Origin of the sequence: Kitasatospora phosalacinea, from assembly GCF_030268885.1 — a bacterium.
GTDB classification, from domain to species: Bacteria; Actinomycetota; Actinomycetes; order Streptomycetales; family Streptomycetaceae; genus Kitasatospora; species Kitasatospora phosalacinea_C.
In genome coordinates this window covers 100851-121468 of sequence record NZ_BSSA01000006.1, presented here as the reverse complement: position 1 = coordinate 121468, position 20618 = coordinate 100851, and the positions used below count along the sequence as shown (strand labels likewise).

24 protein-coding genes and 1 tRNA gene are annotated in these 20618 nt (G+C 70.0%); 7 read left to right on the top strand and 18 right to left on the bottom strand.

Annotated elements, in window-relative coordinates; translation table 11 throughout:
* Positions 1–200 precede the first annotated feature (200 nt).
* On the top strand, positions 201–1763 hold the full coding sequence (locus QSK52_RS11410) for a DoxX family membrane protein (RefSeq protein WP_285735854.1): 1563 nt from the start codon (positions 201–203) through the stop codon (positions 1761–1763).
* A 185-nt stretch (positions 1764–1948) separates the two neighbouring features.
* On the opposite strand, the gene QSK52_RS11405 is transcribed toward QSK52_RS11410, so the two are convergent.
* The 5 genes from QSK52_RS11405 to QSK52_RS11385 all read right to left on the bottom strand — a co-directional run bounded on the left by QSK52_RS11405 (position 1949) and on the right by QSK52_RS11385 (position 7053).
* Positions 1949–2701 carry a nucleotidyltransferase family protein gene (locus tag QSK52_RS11405; protein ID WP_285735853.1) on the bottom strand — a complete coding sequence of 251 codons (753 nt, stop codon included), beginning with the start codon at positions 2699–2701 and terminating at the stop codon, positions 1949–1951.
* Positions 2702–2914: 213 nt separating this feature from the next.
* Positions 2915–3352 (bottom strand): hypothetical protein, encoded by a 438-nt coding sequence (locus QSK52_RS11400; RefSeq protein ID WP_285735852.1) that lies wholly within the window; start codon positions 3350–3352, stop codon positions 2915–2917.
* Between the two features lie 208 nt (positions 3353–3560).
* On the bottom strand, positions 3561–4658 hold the full coding sequence (locus QSK52_RS11395; protein ID WP_285735851.1) for an ABC transporter ATP-binding protein: 1098 nt from the start codon (positions 4656–4658) through the stop codon (positions 3561–3563).
* 262 nt (positions 4659–4920) lie between these two features.
* Positions 4921–5214: a hypothetical protein gene (locus QSK52_RS11390; RefSeq protein ID WP_285735850.1), complete on the bottom strand. Its 294-nt coding sequence runs from the start codon at positions 5212–5214 to the stop codon at positions 4921–4923.
* Between the two features lie 414 nt (positions 5215–5628).
* On the bottom strand, positions 5629–7053 hold the full coding sequence (locus QSK52_RS11385; protein ID WP_285735849.1) for a hypothetical protein: 1425 nt from the start codon (positions 7051–7053) through the stop codon (positions 5629–5631).
* Between the two features lie 7 nt (positions 7054–7060).
* Here QSK52_RS11385 and QSK52_RS11380 point away from each other — a divergent pair, with 7 nt between their 5' ends.
* The 3 genes from QSK52_RS11380 (at position 7061) to QSK52_RS11370 (ending at position 8514) form a co-directional block, all read left to right on the top strand.
* Entirely contained in the window at positions 7061–7243 is a 183-nt protein-coding gene (locus QSK52_RS11380; RefSeq protein WP_285735848.1) for a hypothetical protein, read from the top strand.
* Between the two features lie 223 nt (positions 7244–7466).
* Positions 7467–7540 (top strand) — tRNA-Thr (locus QSK52_RS11375).
* Between the two features lie 167 nt (positions 7541–7707).
* Entirely contained in the window at positions 7708–8514 is an 807-nt protein-coding gene (locus tag QSK52_RS11370) for a DUF6602 domain-containing protein (RefSeq protein WP_285735847.1), read from the top strand.
* 64 nt (positions 8515–8578) lie between these two features.
* On the opposite strand, the gene QSK52_RS11365 is transcribed toward QSK52_RS11370, so the two are convergent.
* The 13 genes from QSK52_RS11365 to QSK52_RS11305 form a co-directional block, all read right to left on the bottom strand.
* A complete protein-coding gene (locus QSK52_RS11365; protein WP_285735846.1) occupies positions 8579–9697 on the bottom strand; it encodes a hypothetical protein in 1119 nt (372 codons plus the stop codon).
* A 152-nt stretch (positions 9698–9849) separates the two neighbouring features.
* On the bottom strand, positions 9850–11004 hold the full coding sequence (locus QSK52_RS11360) for a tyrosine-type recombinase/integrase (RefSeq protein ID WP_285735845.1): 1155 nt from the start codon (positions 11002–11004) through the stop codon (positions 9850–9852).
* Positions 11004–11228, bottom strand: a complete 225-nt coding sequence (locus tag QSK52_RS11355) for an excisionase family DNA-binding protein (protein ID WP_285735844.1) — start codon at positions 11226–11228, stop codon at positions 11004–11006. Before QSK52_RS11355 ends, QSK52_RS11360 begins: the two co-directional genes overlap by 1 nt.
* Positions 11221–12513, bottom strand: a complete 1293-nt coding sequence (locus tag QSK52_RS11350) for a replication initiator (RefSeq protein WP_285736031.1) — start codon at positions 12511–12513, stop codon at positions 11221–11223. Before QSK52_RS11350 ends, QSK52_RS11355 begins: the two co-directional genes overlap by 8 nt.
* Positions 12514–12633: 120 nt before the next feature.
* Positions 12634–12804, bottom strand: a complete 171-nt coding sequence (locus tag QSK52_RS11345) for a hypothetical protein (protein ID WP_285735843.1) — start codon at positions 12802–12804, stop codon at positions 12634–12636.
* A 5-nt stretch (positions 12805–12809) separates the two neighbouring features.
* Positions 12810–13001, bottom strand: coding sequence for a hypothetical protein (locus QSK52_RS11340; RefSeq protein WP_285735842.1), 192 nt, complete (start codon positions 12999–13001; stop codon positions 12810–12812).
* 101 nt (positions 13002–13102) lie between these two features.
* Entirely contained in the window at positions 13103–13642 is a 540-nt protein-coding gene (locus QSK52_RS11335; protein WP_285735841.1) for a GGDEF domain-containing protein, read from the bottom strand.
* A 77-nt stretch (positions 13643–13719) separates the two neighbouring features.
* Positions 13720–14256 carry a DUF6197 family protein gene (locus QSK52_RS11330; protein ID WP_285735840.1) on the bottom strand — a complete coding sequence of 179 codons (537 nt, stop codon included), beginning with the start codon at positions 14254–14256 and terminating at the stop codon, positions 13720–13722.
* A gap of 13 nt (positions 14257–14269) precedes the next feature.
* Positions 14270–14458 carry a hypothetical protein gene (locus tag QSK52_RS11325; RefSeq protein ID WP_285735839.1) on the bottom strand — a complete coding sequence of 63 codons (189 nt, stop codon included), beginning with the start codon at positions 14456–14458 and terminating at the stop codon, positions 14270–14272.
* Positions 14459–14471: 13 nt separating this feature from the next.
* Complete coding sequence (locus tag QSK52_RS11320; RefSeq protein ID WP_285735838.1) at positions 14472–14663, bottom strand: mobile element transfer protein; 192 nt, start codon at positions 14661–14663, stop codon at positions 14472–14474.
* Between the two features lie 18 nt (positions 14664–14681).
* Positions 14682–15365: a DUF2637 domain-containing protein gene (locus QSK52_RS11315; RefSeq protein WP_285735837.1), complete on the bottom strand. Its 684-nt coding sequence runs from the start codon at positions 15363–15365 to the stop codon at positions 14682–14684.
* A gap of 83 nt (positions 15366–15448) precedes the next feature.
* Positions 15449–16828 (bottom strand): FtsK/SpoIIIE domain-containing protein, encoded by a 1380-nt coding sequence (locus QSK52_RS11310; protein ID WP_285735836.1) that lies wholly within the window; start codon positions 16826–16828, stop codon positions 15449–15451.
* Positions 16829–16833: 5 nt separating this feature from the next.
* On the bottom strand, positions 16834–17181 hold the full coding sequence (locus tag QSK52_RS11305) for a hypothetical protein (RefSeq protein WP_285735835.1): 348 nt from the start codon (positions 17179–17181) through the stop codon (positions 16834–16836).
* A gap of 189 nt (positions 17182–17370) precedes the next feature.
* Between QSK52_RS11305 and QSK52_RS11300 the strand changes: the two genes are divergently transcribed.
* The 3 genes from QSK52_RS11300 (at position 17371) to QSK52_RS11290 (ending at position 20325) form a co-directional block, all read left to right on the top strand.
* Positions 17371–17691 carry a putative quinol monooxygenase gene (locus QSK52_RS11300; protein ID WP_285735834.1) on the top strand — a complete coding sequence of 107 codons (321 nt, stop codon included), beginning with the start codon at positions 17371–17373 and terminating at the stop codon, positions 17689–17691.
* Positions 17688–18929 carry a helix-turn-helix domain-containing protein gene (locus tag QSK52_RS11295; protein WP_285735833.1) on the top strand — a complete coding sequence of 414 codons (1242 nt, stop codon included), beginning with the start codon at positions 17688–17690 and terminating at the stop codon, positions 18927–18929. Before QSK52_RS11300 ends, QSK52_RS11295 begins: the two co-directional genes overlap by 4 nt.
* Before the next feature lie 766 nt (positions 18930–19695).
* The gene (locus QSK52_RS11290) at positions 19696–20325 is read left to right on the top strand and encodes an NYN domain-containing protein (RefSeq protein WP_285735832.1); all 630 of its coding nucleotides are present in this window, start codon (positions 19696–19698) and stop codon (positions 20323–20325) included.
* Positions 20326–20618: the final 293 nt, after the last annotated feature.

The window sequence follows — 20618 nt, the reverse complement described above, 5'->3', positions numbered from 1 at the left end:
TTTCGTGGGGGAACCGGTCGGGTCCGGTCGGGCCCGGTCGGTTTTCCCATGATCACTTCAAATCCCCTCCCGGAATCCACCCGGGAGAGTGTCCTCGGGGCCCGTCACCCGGTTAGAGGGGTGTGGACACCAGAACACCTCTGCGCCTCGGGCAGCGCCCCGCGGGGATAGACGACGGACCGGTCCTCAACACGGTCCGGGTGCCGTCCGACCCGTCGAGGCTCAGCAGCACCCAGGCCAGCTTCCGGGTCAGGCTCTCCGCCCCGGTGGCCCCGATGATCGACGCCCCGGCCGGTGCCGCCTTCGGTGACCCGTACGGCCTGCAGAGCGGCGTCCGCCCGACGGTCACCCCGCAGGTCGTGGTGCCCGCGTCGTCGGTGCCCGCGCTGGCCGGGATCACCGCCGCCTCGGTCACCGGCGCGGCGCCCCGCCGCAAGGCGCGGGTGGTCACCGCCTGGAGCGGCCAGGCCGGGCCCGGCGACACCGCCGCGACCCAGCTGCTGGAAGCCGTCCGGCTGACCACCGTGCCCGCCCCCGCCAAGGGCCGCGCCGACGACGACACCCAGCAGCTCCAGGCCGTCCCGCGGCAGTACGGGCCGGGCGACGGGTCCACCGGCCCCGGGGAGACCCCGCACGTCGGCGTCCCCGACCTGCTGGACGAGTCGGTCCGGATCGGCGCCGGGCGCAGCTGGCAGCCCGAGGGCGAACTGCCCGAGGTGCCGTCGCTCAGCGAGGGCTCCAAGCACGCCTGGTACCCCGGCCGCCGGGTCGACCTCGGCCTGGTGCTGCTGCCGCTGCGGGTGCTGCTCGGCTCGCTGTCGGTGTACGCCGGGTTCAGCAAGCTGTGCGACCCGGTGTACTTCGACGGCGGCGAGCGCGGCTCGATGATGCGCTGGCTCGCCTCGCTGCACCCGTGGAAGGTCGCCCAGCCGCTGCTGGACTTCGCGATGGCCCACCCGGTCGGCGCCGGGCTCGCGGTCTCCTTCCTGGAGGTCGTGGTCGGCGTGCTGTCCATCCTGGGCCTGTGGCAGCGGCTCGCGGCCGGCACCGCGATGGCGCTCTCCGCGGCGCTGCTGTTCACCGTGAGCTGGAAGGCGGTGCCGGTCTACGACACCCCCGACCTGATCTTCCTCGCGGCCTGGAGCCCGCTGCTGATCGCCGGAGCCCCGTTCGCCTCGCTGGACGGCCGGATCGCCCTGGAGGCGTTCCGGCGGCACGGGCCCACCGCGCCGGGCGCCGTCCGGCGGCGGATGCTGCGCCGCCGCGGCGTGGTCACCGCGGTCGTGGTCGGCCTGACCCTGCTGTCCGGCTCGCTGCTGGGCGCGGCGGTCCGCACCGGCGACACCAAGGCCCCCGCCAAGCCGCCCACGGACTACGGCTCCCCGATCTGGCCCAGCAGCGGCCCGTCGCCGTCCGCACCCGCGCCGACGCCCTCGCCCAGCCCCAGCACCGGCCCGAGCAAGGCCCCGGCCTCCTCGACGCCCTCGCCCTCGCCCAGCCGCAGCGGCAGCAAGTCCAAGCAGAACGGGGGCAGTTCGACCAGCAGCACCCCGCCCTCCACGCGCGGCGGCTCCGGCACCTCCGGCTCGGGCGGCACCACCGGCGGCGGCTCGGCGGCGGGCGGCACCGGCAGCGGCGGCGCCCCCACGGGCACTCCGCGCACCGCGCAGCCGTCGCACGGCGTGATCGGCGGGCTGCTGGGCAGCGGGCCGCCGCTGCTGGAGCTCGGCATGAGCCCGCAGCAGCCCGCGGGCACCGCCTGACGGGCCCGTACACGGCCGTAGGGCCCCTCCCCGGTGCGGAGGAGGGGCCCTACGGCCGTTCTGCGGGGCTTCTGCGGCTCGGCCGACCGCGGGGGCCGCCCGGGGCCGCTTCCGGCTGCTTCCGGCTGCTTCCGGCCGCTCCGGGCCGCTTCGGGCCGTTCGGGGCCGTTCCGGTCGGCTTCCGGCTACTTCCGGGTCGCGGCGAGCTCCTTGGCGGCCTCGGCGAGGTCCTTGGCGGTGTCGATGGCCCGCCAGTAGCAGCCCTGCGGCAGTTGGTAGCCGGCCAGGCGGCGGTCGCGGGCGAGCTGCGGGAAGGTGGTGCGCTCGTGGTCGCCGACCTCGGGCAGCAGCTCGTGGAAGCCCGGTGCGAAGACGTACAGGCCCGCGTTGATCAGGAACGGGGACGGCGGGGCCTCGATGAAGTCCAGCACGTTGCCGAACCGGTCGGTCTCCACCGCACCCCACGGGATCCGCGGCCGGGCCAGCGCCAGGGTCGCGACCGCGGCCCGCTCGTGGTGGAAGGCGGCCATCTCGCGCAGGCTGAACCTGGTCCAGATGTCGCCGTTGGTGGCGTACCAGGGCTCGGCGGGGCGCGGCAGGGCGGCCGACGCGTACTTCAACCCGCCGCCGCGGCCCAGTGGTTCGGCCTCCACCACGGTCCTGGTCCGGAGCGGCAGGTCGGCCTGCTCCAGCCACTCCTGCAGCACCTCGGCCAGGTGCCCGCAGGAGACCACCACGTCGGTGACGCCCTCGGCGGCCAGCCACTCCAACTGGTGCCCGATGATCGGCTTGCCGGTGCCGGGGATCTCCACCAGCGGCTTGGGCCGGTCGTCGGTGTACGGCCGCAGCCGCGAGCCCTGACCGCCCGCCAGGATCACCGCCTGGGTGACGGCGGGGGCAGTGGCACCCGGGGCGGTGCCGGTGGTGTCTGCTGTCATGCGCGCCACGATAGCGGGCCCGTCCGCCCGGGGACGGGCCCGCGGGCGCACGCCTCGCCGGGGCCCACGGCCCTGCCCGGCGCGCCGGTTGGCGGTACGGTGGCGGGCCGCCCGGCGGTGGGACGCTCAGCGGTGGGACGCTCAGCGGAGATGGCCGACTGCGGAGTGCTCAGCCGGGGAAACGTCGGGCAGGGAACCGTCGGCCGGGAGCGCTCAGTTGACCACGCCGGCGGCGAACGAGCCGTCGCAGACCGGGCGGGCGAAGGAGCGGGCGCGCTGCACGTCGCCCTGGTACTTCTTCACCGCGGCGCGGCCGAGCTCGCCGGCCAGCTGGCTGCAGTACGGGGTCAGCGAGGGCTTCTCGCGCATGGTGCGCTCCAGCAGGTCGAGCGCCGTCCCCGGGTTGTGGTTCTTCAACTCCTCCATCAGGTCCACCCGGAGGGCGTCCTGCGGGGCCATGCCCTCGGTGCTGGGGACGGTGGAGGTGCGGCCGATGGTGCCGTCGCCGCTGGAGGCCGCGACCACCTGCTGGTCCAGCCCCGTCGGCGGGGCCCACGGGACGCGGGTCACGGCGAGCGTGCCGGTGGTCACCAGGATCACCGGCAGGGTGAGGGCAACGGTCTGGGCGATGCGGCGCACGAGCTGTTTCACGCACAGGAGAGTAGCGCTGCGTGGCGGAGCGGGCGCGTCACGTTACCCCATCGGGTGACGGGTGTCCCGTTTTGTACCCCCGTCGGGTTGACGGAACGCACCCGGAGAACGCCGGAACCCCCTGCCGACCGCCGTGGGCAGGGGGTTCCGTGGAAGAAGCGGTGGGACGGGCGCCGCCGTCAGGTGCGGCGCCCCTCCGGAGCCGGGGTCAGCGGCTCAGGCGCACGCCGCCCTCGGCCTCGGTGGTGAAGACGTGCGGCTCGTTGCCGACCGGCACGACGTGGATGGTCTCGCCGCGCTGCGGGATCTCGCGGCTGTGCACGCGGACCACGATCTCCTTGTCCTTGCCGGAGATCTGGGTGGTGCCGTACACGTAGCCGTCGGCGCCGAGCTCCTCGACCACGTTGACGGTGACCGCGACGCCCTCGAGGCCGCCGGCCGGGACGACCTGGAAGTGCTCGGGGCGGATGCCGACCACGACGCTCTTCGCGCTGCCGGCCTTGGCCAGGTCCTCGCGGGCGATGTTGATGACCGAGCCGCCGAACTTCACGCCGCCGTCGACCAGCGGGACCTCGATCAGGTTCATCGCCGGGGAGCCGATGAAGCCGGCCACGAACAGGTTGCCCGGGCGGTCGTACATCGCGCGCGGGGCGTCGACCTGCTGCAGCAGACCGTCCTTGAGGACCGCGACGCGGTCACCCATGGTCATGGCCTCGGTCTGGTCGTGGGTGACGTAGACGGTGGTGATGCCCAGGCGGCGCTGCAGCGAGGCGATCTGGGTGCGGGTCGAGACGCGGAGCTTGGCGTCGAGGTTCGACAGCGGCTCGTCCATGAGGAAGACCTGCGGCTGGCGGACGATCGCGCGGCCCATCGCGACGCGCTGGCGCTGACCGCCGGAGAGCGCCTTCGGCTTGCGGTCCAGGTACTGGGTCAGGTCGAGGATCTTCGCGGCCTCTTCGACCTTGGTGCGGATCTCGGCCTTGTTCACGCCGGCGATCTTCAGGGCGAAGCCCATGTTCTCGGCGACGGTCATGTGCGGGTACAGCGCGTAGTTCTGGAACACCATCGCGATGTCCCGGTCCTTCGGCGGCAGGTGGGTGACGTCGCGGTCGCCGATGCGGATGGCGCCCTCGTTCACGTCCTCCAGACCGGCCAGCATGCGCAGCGAGGTCGACTTGCCGCAGCCGGAGGGGCCGACCAGGACGAGGAACTCGCCGTCCGCGATCTCCAGGTCGAGCTGGTCGACGGAGGGCTTGTCGGCACCCGGGTACACACGGGTGGCCTTGTCGTACGTCACGGAAGCCATGGTGCTTCTCTCCTTCACCGGCAGGAACGTGCCGGACGATCCGAGTAAAGGTGGATGTTTCCCACCGCCCCCGACCGGTCTGGACCACGGCCGTCGGGTACGGCTCCCCGCGACGCTACCTGGCAGTTCATCGTTTTGTCAGCCCTCCACCGCCCCCGAGTTCGCATCGATCCGGTCACACCCGCCGCACCGGCCCGGAACGACGGACCGCCGCCTCCCCCGGAGGGGAGACGGCGGCCCGGTCGTGCGGTGGTCGAGCGCGTCAGCAGGACACCTCGCCCATCGCGTGGAGCACGATGCTCTCCGACGCGGCGGCGCCGTTCCGGTGGACCGCGGCGCGGTAGGTGCCGCCGCGGTCCGCGCCGATGGCCGCCCACGACAGCACGTACCGGCTGCCGCCGACACCCACCTCGACGACCTTCTGCGGCTGGACCGTCTCGTCCGTGCAGCCGAGGGAGACCAGGTCCTCCCCGGTGGAGAGGATCAGCACCCGGAAACGCCGGGCCGTCACGTCCAGAGTGGCATCGAAGACGCCCTTCAGTCCCGGGGACGGCATCGCCGTGATGTCGGCCGCCTTCTCGCAGAGGAACGACACCCCGAGCCCGTCGCCCTCGGCCAGGCAGAGGTCACCGGACTCGGCGGACTGCCAGACCAGTTCGGGATCCCAGTCGGGATCCGACCCGACCGGGACGAACCCGCCCGGCCCCGGTTCGGCGTGGTTCGGCGTGGTTCCGGGCGGCCCAGCCCAGCGCCTCCCGGCGGACCGTCGAGGCGTCCGTCCGCGGCAGTCCCGCGCTCGGCTTCGCGGACGAAACGGTGGTCGTGCCCGCCGCCCGACCGGGGTGCCCCGCTCCCGGGGAGCAGGACACCGCGGCCAGGGCCAGCGCGGCGAGCACGATCCGGTGGTGCCGGCGACGCCGGCGGTTGTGCGGTGTCACCGCACCTCCTTCGGTGTGGACGGTGGGAGCGGTTACTTCGGCGGCATCTCCTGGATGACGTGGGCCGGTGCTTCGGGCCCGGGGTAGACGGTCGGAACGTAGGCGAGGATCTTGAAGTAGTTCCAGGTCCTCTCGGTGACGCGCCCGTCGGCGTGCTGGTAGCGCGTCACGTACGTGGTGACGATGCCCGACGGCGCGTAGCCCCACGCCTGGAGCGCCTTGACCGGCAAGGTGTACTCGGCCTTGCCGAACTCGTTGCCGTCGTCGTAGTGCCAGGCCGCGCCGCCGAGGTAGCGGTAACTGGTGAGCGGGGAGGGGCAGGTGCCGTCCTGGTTGGCGTTGTGCAGGTCGTCGGTGCGCACGCTCGCCACGGTGTACTCGTGGAACCAGTCCTTCTGGGTGCTGCTGTAGCCCGGGGGCGTCCACAGCACGGGGAAGCACGCCTTGGTGTTCCCGGCCGGATCGGCGGGCAGGTTGGCGGGCGTGCACTCGGTCGGGTTGTAGCTGACCGTGGTCTGTGCGCCGGACTCGGTCACGACGTTCTTGATCCGGTTGTGGTACATGGCCGGCTGGTTGCTCACCGTGCCGACCCGGTTGGCCAGTTGGGCCGGCGGGTCGAAGCTGGTGGTGGGCAGGGTCAGGGCCGGGCCGCCGCCCGCGGTGGTGTCCGGGCCGGTGTGCTGGACGCTGTCCAGCCAGAGCGTGGGCGCGTGGTCACCACCGTCCGGGAACGAGTGGACCAGGGTCCAGCGGTCGACCTGCTGGGTGCTGCCGGCGTTCTGCACCTGGGTGGTGATGGTGGTCAACCGCTTGCGCGACCAGGAGGTCGGCGTGTGGGTGTCACAGGTCGACGAGCCCTGGTCGCACTTCAGGTCGACCGGGACGTCCGGCCATCGGGCGGCGTTGGCCGCGGTGAAGTGCGCGTCGTCGCAGACCGCACCGGCCGGGACGCCGGGGAGGCAGCGCTCGGAGGTGTCGAAGACCACCTGGGCGGGCGCGGTCTGCGCGTGGACGGTGGAGGCGGTCATGCCGTAGTCGATCCGGGACAGCGTGCCGCCCCGGGTGTACGCGACGGCCGTGCGCTGCGCGTTCGTGCCGTAGTAGCCGGTCTCCGGGGCGTAGTAGTACGCGGCGGCGTTGTCACGGGTGTCCACGACGAAGTCGAGGTTCCAGCGCCAGCCCTGGGTGCAGGAGGAAGCGGCGAAGGTCGCGCCGTGGCAGGGGTCGCCGGCGCGGGCGCCGTACACCGGCTCCGTGCAGACCGACTTCGTCTCGGTGCGGCCGGAGCGGTGGCCGGGCAGCTGGTTCAGGCCGAACCAGCACTGGATGCCGTTCTCGGTGACCCGGAAGTGCTCGCCGTCGTAGGTGCCGTTGGAAGCGCCACAACTACATCCGCTGCGGCTCGTCCAGTGCGGCCGACGACACCTGCCAGACGGGCGGCGCCCCCTCAACGGCAACGCCGACATGGCCGTGGACTTCGCCGCCGCGGTCTCCGTCGGTCACACCCCGGGCGGTGCGCTGGACACCGCCACCTACACCTACACCTACACCGACTCCAGCGCCCGCATCCTGCCCAACAACACCTACTACGACGCGCTCGCGGCCGCGTACGTCACCACCGCGAACGCCCTCGGCGTCGGAGCCTGACCGCGCCCCGAACAGCTCCGGCCCGGTCGACCCCCACTCCGGGGTCGGCCGGGCCGGACCGTTCTCCCCCGACCGCGGAGCCCCGGGCGGGGAGCGGACCCGTGACCTCCCGCGCCTCCGAGTTCCCCATCGATCCGCTCGCGGCCCACAACCCCCACGGCTGCGCGCCCCGCCCGGTACACTGCCCACTGGTACCGCCGTGGATCCCGCGGACGGTCACCACGCCTCCTTAGCTCAGCTGGCCAGAGCACCGCTCTTGTAAAGCGGGGGTCGTCGGTTCGAACCCGACAGGGGGCTCAGCGCCAGACACTGCAGAAGGGCCAGCTCACCGGGGTGATCCGGACGAGTTGGCCCTTCGTTGTTGCTATAGCCTCACTGCGGGTGTGCCACGTTCGTGCCAGAAGACGTTGGCGAGAAGTGGCGGTGACCGGCCGCGGCCACATGGTGGAGCCTAGGATCCGGGTATGACCCAAGAGAAGCTCGGCATGATCCTCGGCTCCGTGGCCAAGAAGATGCATGCCGACTTTGAGCAGTCCCGGAACTTCAACCACAATGGTGAGGCCGGCGCATCACGTGAGGCGTTGATACGCGAGTTCTTCTCAGGCTACCTGCCGTCGCATGTTGAGGCCGTCCACAGTGCTGAAATTGTTGCCTCTGGTGGTCAGGTTTCACCCCAGTGCGACATTGTGCTTATTGACCGAGGGACACCACCATTTACTACGCTCAATGGCTACAGAATCATCCCCAACGAGTGTGTCTACGGCGTAGTTGAGGTAAAGACAAAGCTCGACAAGGCACAGTTGGTGGATGCCTGCGAAAAGATTGCCAAGGTTCGTAGGCTTGGTAAAGTTGCTTACCGGCCGGTCCCGGGGCTCATCCCTCGTTCCACATCGGCATACGGTAAGAATTTTAATTTTTTTCCGACATCTGGGATGATCGTTGCTTTTGACAGTCTCAACCTTGAGACAATTGGCAATCATCTGATGGATTGGTGTGGGGGACGAGACCCGATCGAGTGGCCGGATAGCGTATGGGTTCTCGGAAAAGGTCATTTGCAGTGGACAGACCCCGAGAATGGAAACCTTAACAGGTCGCCATTGCCGGGCTCATCGCTCATGCAGGTAGACGCAGTGCCGGGCCAAGACATCTTGTTACCCATGGCCCTCCATCTAAACATTCACTTCTCTGATGCGTGGATGCACCCTCTGGACCTGGTTCCCTACTCCGGCGCCACACCGTTGGGATTTGCGGTAAAGAAATGGAGCTTTTAAAAAGCTCCGGATGCTGCTCCAATCGCTAGCGGTGCTTGGCGGTTGGAGCAGCGCCCGCTGCGGACTAGCTCGGGGCCGTGAAGTCCGGGCCGGTGAATTGACCATCGCTCAGCTGGTGTACCAGGCCGATCTGGTGGCGCTCAAGCAGGACGCGGATGTCCGGGTCTGGAGCTGCGGGTAGCAGTATCGCTTGGCGAGGCTCGTGCGGATGGGCGTCTGTCTTCACGTAGCGGCTATAGTCGAGCAACTGTCCGATAGCCATGCGCACGTCCTCGCGTGAGCTTGAGCCCTTCGCCTCGTAGAGGACGTGAGAGGTGGCATCGTAGAGGTCGGTGCGCAGGGTCGAACTCAGGCCCTCAACCCTAATCTGAAATGCACCAACCGTGTGTCCAGCTGCCTCCAAGTGAGCCCTGTATGACTTTGTCAGTGCGGCCTCGCGACGGACGGCGATGCTTGCTGCAGTGGCAGCCCTGAGGCTCATCTCCGTGTTGAAAGCCTCGGAGACTACGAAGACGCCTTCGGTGGATGCGTTCGTGGTTCTTTTCCTAGCGGAACTCTTTGCTCCCTGTCGCTGCGACGGCAGGGATAGTGCCCCTTGGGTTGCAGGCCCCGAGTTCAGCATCGATGCCGTGATCGGCTGAAACTGAACGAATTCAACCGTGGTTTTTTTGGCTGCGGGGATGGTATCCGCTGCAGAACTTTTGAATGCACCATCGGGGCGAAGGCGAAATACGATTACGCTTCGCACCTCGCCATTTTCTCCACGCACTTTTCGCCACACGTAAGGGAGGCGCTGGTCTAGATTGAAAGTGCCGACATACCGGTGCGTTGCTGTTGCGGTTCCCTTGATGGTGCCTGCGCGAATGAATACCCGCAGCTTGCGGCCTTGCTCGGCATGGCGGAGGATTGAACGATTTCCCATTCCGAATGGTCCATCAAATGTCTGGTCACCAGTCAGGCCAGCCCCGGTGTATTCAAATACCGGGCCTAGTTCGTCTTCCTCGGCTAGCCATCCGTCGTAGTATCCGACGTGCTCCCCAATGCTCGGGTCGGAATAGAGGTTGACACTCTTCTTTTCGTCCGATGGACAGATTCCGCCTTGCGGGCTTCCTCCGAATTCCTGTCGGATCTGAGCCCGCGTGCGGATGTCGCCGGGAGCCATCGGGCCGAGAGAAGTCGTCATGGCCAGACCCTAGATCATGTCGCTGACATGTCGAGGCATGAATCTAGAAGTCACCTCCCCTGCGACGCCGGGAGGCCAGCCCTGTGCGCGCTGGGTGGCACGAACGGAGCTGGCCGACGGGCTACTGGTTGAGGCACATGTAAGCAGTCCTGCTACTTGGAGGCCCCCGAGTCTCCTTGTGGTGGTTGATCGAGTAGTGCCCGACGGACTGCCTCGCCCATACGGTCGGCGATCTCCCGGTCCCGCCCGCTGTTCATGTGCTGGTAGATCAGCGCGGCCCGGGTGGTGCTGTGGCCCATGCGCGTCATCAGCTCGCGGGTGCTCGCGCCGCTCCGGGCGGCGAGGTTGTTGCCGGTGTGCCGGAGGTCGTGGAAGTGCGTCTCCGGGGAGACACCGGCCGCGGACTTGGCGGCGATCCAGTCGTCGCGGAAGTTGCTGCGGCGGAGTCGTCCACCGCGGGGGCCGACGAAGAAGTGCCCGTCCGGGCCCTTGGCGGCGTGCTGGTCGAGGTGGTGCGCGAGGACGGGGACGATGTCCGCGGGGAAGGCCACCGGGCGGTACCCGGCCTTGCTCTTGGGCGCCTTGTCGATCAGGGTGCCGTCGCTCAGCTCGGCCTGGTTGCGCCGGACCCAGAGGAGCCGCTCGTCCAGGTCCACGTGCCGTCGGCGGAGGGCGGCTAGCTCGCCGAGCCGCAGCGTGGTGAACGCGGTCAGCAGGACCAGGGCGCGCCACTGCGGCTGGATCGCGTCGGCGACCGCGTACACCTCGGGGACGGAGAGGGTGGGCCGCTCCGGCACGTCGTAGGTGTCGGCGCCCTTGATCCGGCACGGGTTCCGCTTGATCATCTCGTCGTCCACCGCGGTGGTCATGATGGCGCGGAGCATCTGGTACGCCTTGACCACGGTCGGCTCGCCGACTCCGCTCTCCAGCAGGCCCGTTCGCCAGGACCGGACGCGGGCCGGGGTGATCTCCGAGACGAACCGGCCGCCGAGGACAGGCTTGATGTGCAGGCGGAGCACGCCCTCGTAGCGTTCGCGGGTGGTCGCTTCGAGCTTGCGCTCCTTGAGCCACTTGTCCGCGAACTCGCCGAACTTGACCTTCCCGGCGTCCGGGTCGGTCCAGCGGTCCTCCACGATGGCCGCTTCGAGCACGGACAGCGCGACCTCGGCGTCGGTCTTGGTGTCGTAGGTCTTCTCGCCGGGGCGGAGCTGGCCGGTGACCGGGTCCGGGTAGCGGATCTGCCAGCGGCCGGAGGGCAGTCGGCGGACCGAGCCGAAGCGGCGGCGGTTGTTCTTGTTGTTGGCCATCAGGCAGCCCGCCTCTGGCCGGTGCGGCGCGCGGTGATCGGCTGGACGGTGCGCGCGGCGATGTAGGCGGTGACGGCGGACTCGGGGATTCGGACGTGACGGCCGACCTTGACGAACGCGATGCGGCGTTCGGCGATGAGGCGGCGGGGGAACCGCTCGCCGCTGGTCTCCCAGGTCCCGAGGAGCCGGGCGACCTTCTCGACCGTGAGGAGCTGTTCAGCCATGAGTGGGTTCTCCTTCCGTTCCGGGGGCGGGGGTCAGTGCGTCGGCGAGCCAGCGTTCGCCGGGGGCGAGTCCGACACCGGCGAAGGTCCAGTGGGCGAGGACGAGGACGGTCGGCTCGTCGGCCGGAGCCGCGGTACCCGTGAGCGCGGGCAGTTCGGTGCCGGTGGCCTGGGCACGGCGCCAGGCGGCGCGGGCGTCGCGGAGGGCGCCGAGGGTGGTCGAGTAACGGCGGGTCTTGGTGGAGAAGTGGCCGCGGAAGCCGAGCATGTGGGCCCAGGCCCGGAGGCGGAGGTCTTCCAGCTCGGGCCGGGCGCCGAGCGTCCAGCAGGTGCGGATCAGGCGGCGGGCGTGCTCGGAGATGTCCAGGCCCGCGAGTTCGGCGAGGAACTTCACGGGCCGGTCGAGGGTGCCGGTGGCGCTCTCGGCGCCCTTGGTGGCGTACTTCGCGATGTAGGCGGCGACGGCGCGTTCGGTGAGCGCGGAACCGGCGGCGAAGTCGGCGGACTTGATGGTGCGGATGTCGAGCTGCTTGCCGAAGGCGAAGGTGTGGGCCGTGCCGTCGAGGACGGGGCCGGGGATCTCGGCGGCCCTGGCGGCGGCCCGGATGGCGTCCGCCAGGAGGTCCGGGGTGGCCCAGGCCGGGGGCGGGGTGCTGCCGCCCTCGGGGCCGTCGAGCCGGATCACGGCGTGGAAGTGGACGGCGCCGCGCTTCTGGTACTCGGCGACCTTGGCGAAGGAGATCCGGGCGTGCTCGCGGAACTCCCGCTGCGACAGGCCAGCGCGCTTGGCGACTTCGCGGCGCAGGTAGATCGAGAAACGGGCCCAGAGCTTCCCGGCGTGCGCGTTCCAGAGGACAGCCGTCCGGTAGTCGTAGGTGTCCGGGTTGATCGGCGTACCCAACTCGGCTGCACCGTCCGGGTGCTGGACGCCGCAGCGGCACCGGCCGGTGGAGGGCCGGTTGTGGACGGCGCCGAAGCCCGGGGCGGTGAAGGTGGCGAAGACGCGCGGGTGCGCGGTGACCGCGGCCGTGGTGCCCTTGCCACCAGTGAGCCCGGCGGTGATCAGGTGGTAGGTGTCGCGCCGATAGGTCTCCGCGCAGGCGGGGCAGCGGGTGGTGCGGCGGTTGTTGCAGCGCACGAGCAGGTTGCCAGCGGCGAGGGTGGTCGAGTCGAGGTGGTGCAGGATCTCGCCGGTGCCGCTGTGGACCTCGGTGCGGTGGCCGTCAAGGCGGATGGGCCGTCCGCAGCCACCGAGCCCGGCGAGCTGCCGCATCAGGGCGGGCATGGTGCCGAAAGAGGCTAAGGCGGTCAGGTCGGCGATCGGCGGGGGCGTGAGGGCGGGCAGGTGGATCACCTCCGGTGCAACGGGGCCCGGAGCCGGGGGAGTCGGCTCCGGGCCGTGCGGTCAGGGCTTGTCGGTGGGCTTCGCGTGCTGGTCGGTCCAGGTCTCCGCGCAGACCTTGTGGGCGGGCTTGCCGCGGTCGGAGCGGAGGTTGGTCGGCTTGTCGCAGATGCCGCAGGGCTCGGCGCGCGGGGACCAGTGCCGCTTGTCGGACCAGTCGAACTGGGCGCCCACGGCGGTCAGCGCCGGGCGGTGGTGAGGGTGCGCCGGGCGGGGGCCGCGGTGGTGCCGGTGCCGTGGCAGGCCGGGCAGTTCACCGGGACGGTGGCGCGGGAGCCGTCGGTCAGGCGCATGCCGGTGGCGATGGCGGCACTGGCGAAGCCGTCGCAGTTCGGGCAGATCAGGCGTGCCGGACGGGTGTGCTGGGGCATGATGGTGCTCTCCTTCGCGGACTTCGGTTCGGGGAGGGTTGAGGTGCCCGGCGCGGCGGGATGCTTGGAGGCTTGCTGCCGTGCCGGGCACCGGTCTTGTGTCAGCGGCGGCGCGCGGTGCGGGCGCCGGGCTTGGCGGCGTACATCTGGCGGTCGGCCGCCGACAGGGCCTCGGTGAGCAGCAGGGTGGCCGGGTGCGAGGTGCCGACGGAGGCGCCGACGTTCAGCAGTTGGGTGCCGTAGGGCACGGGGTGGTGGAGCAGGTCGCGGAGGTCGGGAACGCGGTGTTCGGCGTCCAGGACGACGGCGGCGAACTCGTCTCCGCCGAGTCGGGCGGCGATGCCGTCGGGGCCGCACCAGGTGGCCAGGCGGCGGGCGGTGGTGGCGAGTACGGCGTCTCCGGCTGCGTGGCCGTAGGTGTCGTTGACGGCCTTGAAGTCGTCCAGGTCGATCAGCAGGACGGTGGTGCGCTCGGGGTGGCGGCGGATGAGCCGTTCGGCGCGGGTGGTGAAGCCGTCGCGGGTCAGGAGCCCGGTGAGCGGGTCGCGGCGGGCGGTGGCCAGGCGGCGGGCCAGGACGGTGCTGTGGGTGGTCCAGCCGAGCAGGGGCACACCGGCGGCGAGGAGCGGGGCGAGTTCCATGGCGGTCCTTCCGGAGCGGGTCGAGGTCTCCGGGGCGGTGGGATGGCTTGGAGGCTTGCAACCACCCCGGAGACCGGTCAGATGCCGAGGGAGAGAGCGCGGGCGGAGGCCCGGTCGAGCAGGTGGTGCACGTCGGCCTGCCGGGTGCCCGGGGCGTCGTTGAAGACGTCCGGGGAGGCGACGGGCCGTCCGGTGGTGTGCAGGACTTCCATCACCTGGTTGCGGGCCCGGCGGACGGTGTCCGGGGTGCCGTAGCCGTGGGCGAGGACGGCGGCCTGGGCGCCGAGGAGGCAGACACGGCCGGTGGAGTCCCACAGGGCGCCCTGCACCCAGCCGAAGGCGTGGAGGTAGCGGGAGGCCAGCCGCAGGTGATCGGCCACGGAGACCGGGGTCGGCCGGGCCTGGCGGTGGGTGATCCGGTCGAGGAGCGTCGGACGGAGCAGCGGGAAGCCGAAGTTCCAGGGCTGCACGGTGCTGCCGAGCGGGCAGACGTACGGGACGAGGACCCGGGCCGGGGCGGGGAAGGTGGCGAGGTACGCCTCGATCTCCGCGATCAGGCCGGAGGCGTCCGGAGTGAGGACCAGCGGGCCCGGCGTGAAGACGGTGGTGGGCACGGCGGACCGCCCTTCACTTCTGGGTGACGGCGTTGACGCCGGAGCGGGTGGTCTCGTCGATCACCGGGGCGAGGAAGGTCCCGGCGAGGTAGAAGCCGAAGAGGGCGATGAGGGCGGCGACCCACAGGCGGATGCCGAGGAACTTGACGGCGGTCCACGCACCGGCGCCGAGGACGACGACCAGGGGCAGGGTGACGTTCATGGCAGGTCTCCTGTCAGCGGACGGTGCAGCGGTGGGTGCGGGCGGCGATCTCGGCGGCGGCGCGGGAGTCGTAGTCGGCGGAGAAGCCGCAGCGCGGGGCGGTGCAGACCGCGGTGTGCTTCTCGCGGCCGCGACCGTCGTAGTAGGTGGCGACCTGGACGGGGCCGATGCGGATCGTGTTGCGCAGGCGGATCGGACGGGGCACGGTTGATCTCCCTTCTTGTCAGGCGAGTTGGGCGGCGATGGCGTCGGCGAAGTGCGGCGGGACACCGAGGCGGACGCGGAGGGTGTCCGGGTCGATCGGCGTACCGGTGCGGGCGCGGTGGTCGTCGGCGACCTTGCGGGCGTGCTCGACCAAGGCGGCCGGAACGGGCACGGCTTGGGGCGGCGGCGGGGCAGCGGGGAGTGCGGGCACCGCTTCCGGTGCTTCGACCGGTTCCGGCTCCGAGTCGGGCACCGCGGTGGGCGGAGGCGCGATCTCGGGTTCGTAGAGCGGGAGTTCCTCCTCCACCTCGGAATCGGCCGGCCGCGCGGTGCCGGTGGCGCCGTGAGCGAGGAGGGTGCCGCCGAAGAACGCGAGGGCGGGCCAACCGGCGACGAGGATGCGGAGCCAGGCCGGGACGTGGGCCAGGTCGAGCAGTCCGGCGGTGGCGACGTTGGCGCCGAGCGAGGCGGTCAGGGCGATGGCGAACCACGTCCAGGCGGCCGGAGCCGGGGAGTTGGTGGCCCGCAGGACGCGCATGCGGTGCCAGGCGGCGACCAGGAGCAGGTCCACCGAGACGGGGTAGGCCCACGCCTTCCAGCCGTGCTGTCCGGCGGCCTGAGCGAGGTCGTGAAGGTGGGCGAAGGACAGGGCACCAGCGATGGCGGCCTGGACGAGTACGGCATCCACGCGGGGCAGTCGCATCGGCAGGTCCTCCTTCCGGGATTCGGGCATGGCGGGGTAGGGACGTGGCGCGGATGCGGTCGCGCCGACCGTGGCTGTGGAGGTCAGTCCGTGACGGGGCGGGGCTTGACCAGCGACGGGCCGTCAGCCGGGATGTTCACCGGCGGGACGTAGGGGCGGAACGCGGCCAGGGCGGGCAGGTCGGGCGTGAGGTGGGCGGTCTTCCGGCAGACCCGGGCGGCGTCCCCGAGGGACAGGTACGGGGTGCGGATGCGGGACCAGCCGCCGGAGGAGTCACCGGCCACCGCGACACCGGGCATCTCAGGAGCGATCTGCGTAGCGGCGAGCGCGGCCTCGGGCGAGACGTCGCCGAGTCCCATGTCGGCCGTGGCCTTGTCATTGACCCGGTGCACCACGCGGCCGGTGAGCTGAGCCCGCAGCATGGTGGCGCCCTTGCCCAGCTCGGACCCGAAACGCTGCCCGCAGGCTTCCAAGAACACCCCGGCCGCACGGCCGAGTTGGGCGAGCCGGATCAACTGGGTGACCGAGTGATCCCGCCGTTCCTCGTCCTTGCGGGTGGCGACGAAGAACAGTTCGGCGATCTCGTCCACGACGAGCACCAGCGGGACGGGCCGGAGCTGCGCGGGCAGACCCCAGATGTCCGACGTGATCTCCTCGTCCGCCACCGAACCGGGAATCCCCTGATGGCTGCGGATCAGGTCGTACCGCGCCTCCATCTCGGCAACGAGCTTGTCCAGCAGGGCACCGGCCTGCCCGTGGTCCGTGGCCAGAGCCGACAGGCGGGGCGCGAACGGAGCCAGCTCGACACCGAACTTGCAGTCGATCCCGACGAGCGCCACGTTCAGCCGGGCGAGCTCGGTGATCAGGTTGCGCTGGTACACCGACTTGCCGGTCAGCGTCGCACCCAGGGTCAGGCAGTGCGGCACCGCGCGGTAGTTCCGGACGAAGGCCGTCCCGTCCTCCCGCAGGGCCACCGGGACCAGCAGCTCACCGGACGGCAGGCGACGCGGCATCCGCACCTTGCGGAGCACGTCGAAACCGGTCATCCGCAGTTCGACCACGCCGGGCTTCACCACCGAGACGTGCACGGCGTGGACGCCCCAGGCGTGCCGCAGACGCTCCGCCGAAGCCACCACGTCCGCCGGTTCCTGCCCGGGGGCCAGCCGCAGGCGGACCCGCAGGCCCGTTGACGTCGGCTGAACCCGCTGGATCCTCGGCGGAACGGGGCGGATCTCCCGCCGGGTGGTCGCCCGGGTGATCAGCACCCGGAGCCGGGACGGCTCGACCGTCAGGCCGCAGGCGTCCATCGTGCTGCCGTAGGTGGCCGAGAACCGGACCGCGGTGATCGGCAGACCGATCGCCGACCAGTAGAGGGCCGGAGCCTTGACCCGTGCGTACGCCGCACCGCCGGTGACAGCGGCCAGCGGGCCACCCACCTCGGCCAGCGTCAGCAGCTCGGACACGGCGCTCACGCCTTCGCGGGAGCCGGAGCGAGGGACGTGATCGCCATCGCGCGGAACGAGATCCCGTGCCGCTTCTGGCCGTTGAACTCGTTCTCCCAGTCGCGGGCCTTGAGTCCGGTCACCGCCACCGGCATGCCGACCGCCAGACCGTCGGAGACGCCGGTCTCCGGCACGGTCACGGTGTAGAGGTTCGCCTCGCCCTCGTCAGCGATGGTCAGTCCCACCGTCAGCAGCCGCGCACCGGTCTCCCGGTCGACCGCCACCTCGCCGGTCTGCTTGCTCACCAGCTTGGGCGACGGCGGGATGACCACGAACACGAACGCGGTCGAGAGGTCGATCTTGAAGGTGGCCATGGGCCTACTCCTTGAGTCAGCTCCGACGCCCGTGCGTCGAGTAGCAGCTTCTCTATGAAGGTAGGCGCAGTTTTTCTGCGAGTCAAGAAGTTCTGCGAGTAGCTGTGCAGCAGAACTTCTGCGAGCCTTGTGCTGCGCGGCACAAGGCTGACCGTGAGCTGGGAAGTACCTGCAGATGAAGGGGAGAGCATGATCAACGGATTCGGTCTGGTGGTCCGCTTCGAGCTTCGTGACAACGAAGCCGCGGCGGCCTTCGACGACCTGGTCGAGCAGACGCTCGCGGGCATCAAGGCTCTGGAGCCCGGGACGCTCGCCTACGTCGTCCACACGGTTCCGGATGAGCCGAACGTCCGCGTGTTCTACGAGCTTTACGCGGACCGCGACGCCTTCGACCAGCACGAGCAGCAGCCCCACACCAAGCACTTCCTCGCCCAGCGCGAGCAGTACCTGTCCGGCGTAGACGTGACGTTCCTGTCCGCCACGGCAGGGAAGGGGCCGGTGGCGGCATGACGCCCGAGGAGCGACGCGCCTTCGGGGTGCGGGTGGCCGAGCTGCGCGAGGCCCGCGGGTTGACGCAGAAGCAGCTCGCTGCCGAGATCGGCAGGACGGCGAGTTGGCTCTCGCAGGTCGAGCGCGGCATTCAGCCGGTGAACCGGCTCGACGTCCTCCGCATGCTCGCTGACGGCCTGGGTGTGTCGCTCCAAGTCCTCCGGCCGGACGCGCCGGCGCCTGTCGCCGCTGTGTCCGTTCCGCCGACGGAGGAGTCGAACGACCTGGACCAGGCCCGCCTGCTGATCTCGGGTCACCCTGTGCCCGAGGTGCTGCTGGCGGCGCACCCCACCGAGGCGCCTGTGACCGTCGCAGAGCTGCAAGCCGCGGTCGACCGGGTGTGGGAGATGACCCACAGCAACCAGTTCGCCGAGTTGAGCAAGGCTCTCGGTTCGCTGCTGCCGAGGATCGAGCGTGCTGCCCGGACGGCGCCCACCAATCAGCGTCCCCAGTTGTGGGGCCAGCTCAGCCGGACCTACCAGGCGTTGTCCGCGGCCTTCGTGCGCCAGGACGAGGGCGATGCCGCCTGGATCGCCGCGGACCGTTCGATCCGTGCCGCCGAAGAGTCCGGTCAGCCCTTGGAGGTGTTCGCTGGCGTCTTCCGGCTCGCGCAGGCATTCGTGCGGTTGAAGCACTACGACCAGGCGGACCACTCGGCGACGACCGCGCTTCACGCGCTGGAGCAGCACCTCCGGGAGGGCGACCCGAGTCCCGAAGCCCTGTCGGTCACGGGCTCGCTGCATCTGGTGCTGGCACTGTCCAACGCGCGCTCCGGCGACCGGCCGCGGGCCCGCCAAGAACTCGACCGCGCAAGGAAGATCGCCCGCAGGCTGGGCCAGGACCGCAACGACTTCAATCTGGAGTTCGGCCCAACCAACGTCGAGATCCAGACCGTCTCGATCGCGGTCGACCTCGGTGACGCGGGCGAAGCGCTCGACGTCGGCACGCGGATCGACGCGTCAGGGCTCTCGGCCGAGCGGCAGGCACGGCTCCTTCTCGACCTCGGCCGGGCCTACACGCAGCGTCGGCAACTCGGTGAAGCCCTGAACGCCTTGCTCCAGGCAGAGGAGCTGTCACCGGACCTGATCCACACCCACGTCACCGCACGAGCCACGATTCGCGAACTGCTGTTGGTCGCAGGCCGATCGGCGACGCCGGAGCTTCGTGATCTCGCGGAGCGAGCTGACGCCCGGGCGTGAGTGAGTAAAAACCTTCTCTACGGGTTCAAGGCGGCTCGCTACCGCTCGCCGCGCGCCCCGGCTCACCGCCGGGCCGACGCTCCTGTCTTCGCCCCGCTCCGGCCCGGCTCCCGCCGGGCGCGGCTGTAGCGATCACGCTGTGAAGCCTATGGGGCTCTGCCCCAAACCCCGGCCCTCCTCGGAGGGGGAAGCCGGCGGGAGCGAAGGCGCACCTTCGTCGTGGTGATCGGTGTGGGGCGCGGGACGGCCCCCTCCTCGACCGGACACCCAAGGGCGTACCCGGAACCTCCAGGGGCCGCCAAGGCCAAGCGCAAGCGTCACGGACGTGAGCCTTGGCGGCCCCTGGAGAACCCGGGTGCGGCGAAGCTGCCCGATCGAGGAGGGAACCGCCCCGCTTGGTCTGCGCCATGCCAATGGTGATCCGTTGTCTGGAGGATTGGCTCGAACTTTCCAGGGTCTGTCATCCCGCAAAGACAGCACGTTAGGCCGCTGAGCTCGAAGCTTGCCTGGTGGGGTGCAGGTCACATGGCTGAGTCGACTGTGCTCTAGCCGGCAGGCCGCACATTATTTGGGCAGGTCAGGCTGTTGCAAGGCAGCTCGATGGCGTAGCCCGATCGGGTGAATGTGACATGGATCACACTGCATCGCTGTGCATGACCTGTTCGTTGGTGGCTACAGTGAAGTCACTCCTCCCCGCCGTCCGGGTTCGTCCCGCACTGGCGGGGATTATCTTTTTCGGGGTTGATCACCCCGCTTGGGAGGGGCAGTGACAGATCGGGTGGTTGTTTTTTTCGACTACCAGAACACATATATGGGGGCGCGTCGCACCTTCCATCAGTCGTGGGAGTCATGGTCATGTGGCCAGTTTGATCCCGTGGCTCTTGCGCAACATATCGCGCAGGATAGTCCGTTTCAGCGCGAGCTGACGCAGGTTCGTATATATCGCGGCCTGCCGGATTCGACGAAGCAGCCGGGGGCCTACGCTGCTGCTCGCCGCCAGCATGCAGGCTGGGAACTTAGCCCTCTCGTGCACTTGGTTACGCGCCCGCTCAAGTACCCTCAGAACTACCCTAATCACCAGAATGGCGAGCGTCCGCGAGAGAAGGGTATTGATGTTCAGCTGACCCTGGATTTCGCCGTTATGGCGGCCAGAGGTCAGTATGATATTGGGATCATGATGTCGACGGATACTGATCTGAAGCCGGCATTGGAATTCGTTGCGGACTTGACGCGCAAATCAGGAAAGCCGCGAGCTGAGGTGGCAGCTTGGTCGGCAGAGGGGCAGCACTCGCGCCGCTTGGCAATTAGCGGAAAACCTTCTTTGTATTGTCACTGGGTAGGGGAAGATGTCTACGCGCGGGTCAAGGACACCACCGACTACGCGAAGACCCCCTAGACGGCCCTGGTGTTCAACCGAGCGCGCCTCGTGCCATAGCCGTGCCAGAACACGCGGTACGTGACGGGTACTCGGGGGCGGTCACGGCATGGTGGCGACCTGTGAGCCGCTGTTGCAAGGCCCAGGTCAAAGCCAGCCCCACACGCCAATCCTTGTAAAGCGGGGGTCGTCGGTTCGAACCCGACAGGGGGCTCCGCCAGCAAGGCCGCAAGACGTGCGACGAGGGCCAGGTCGCCGGGGTTCTCCCGGCAGCCTGGCCCTCGGTCGTTGTCCGGGCCGTCCGTGCGTCCTGC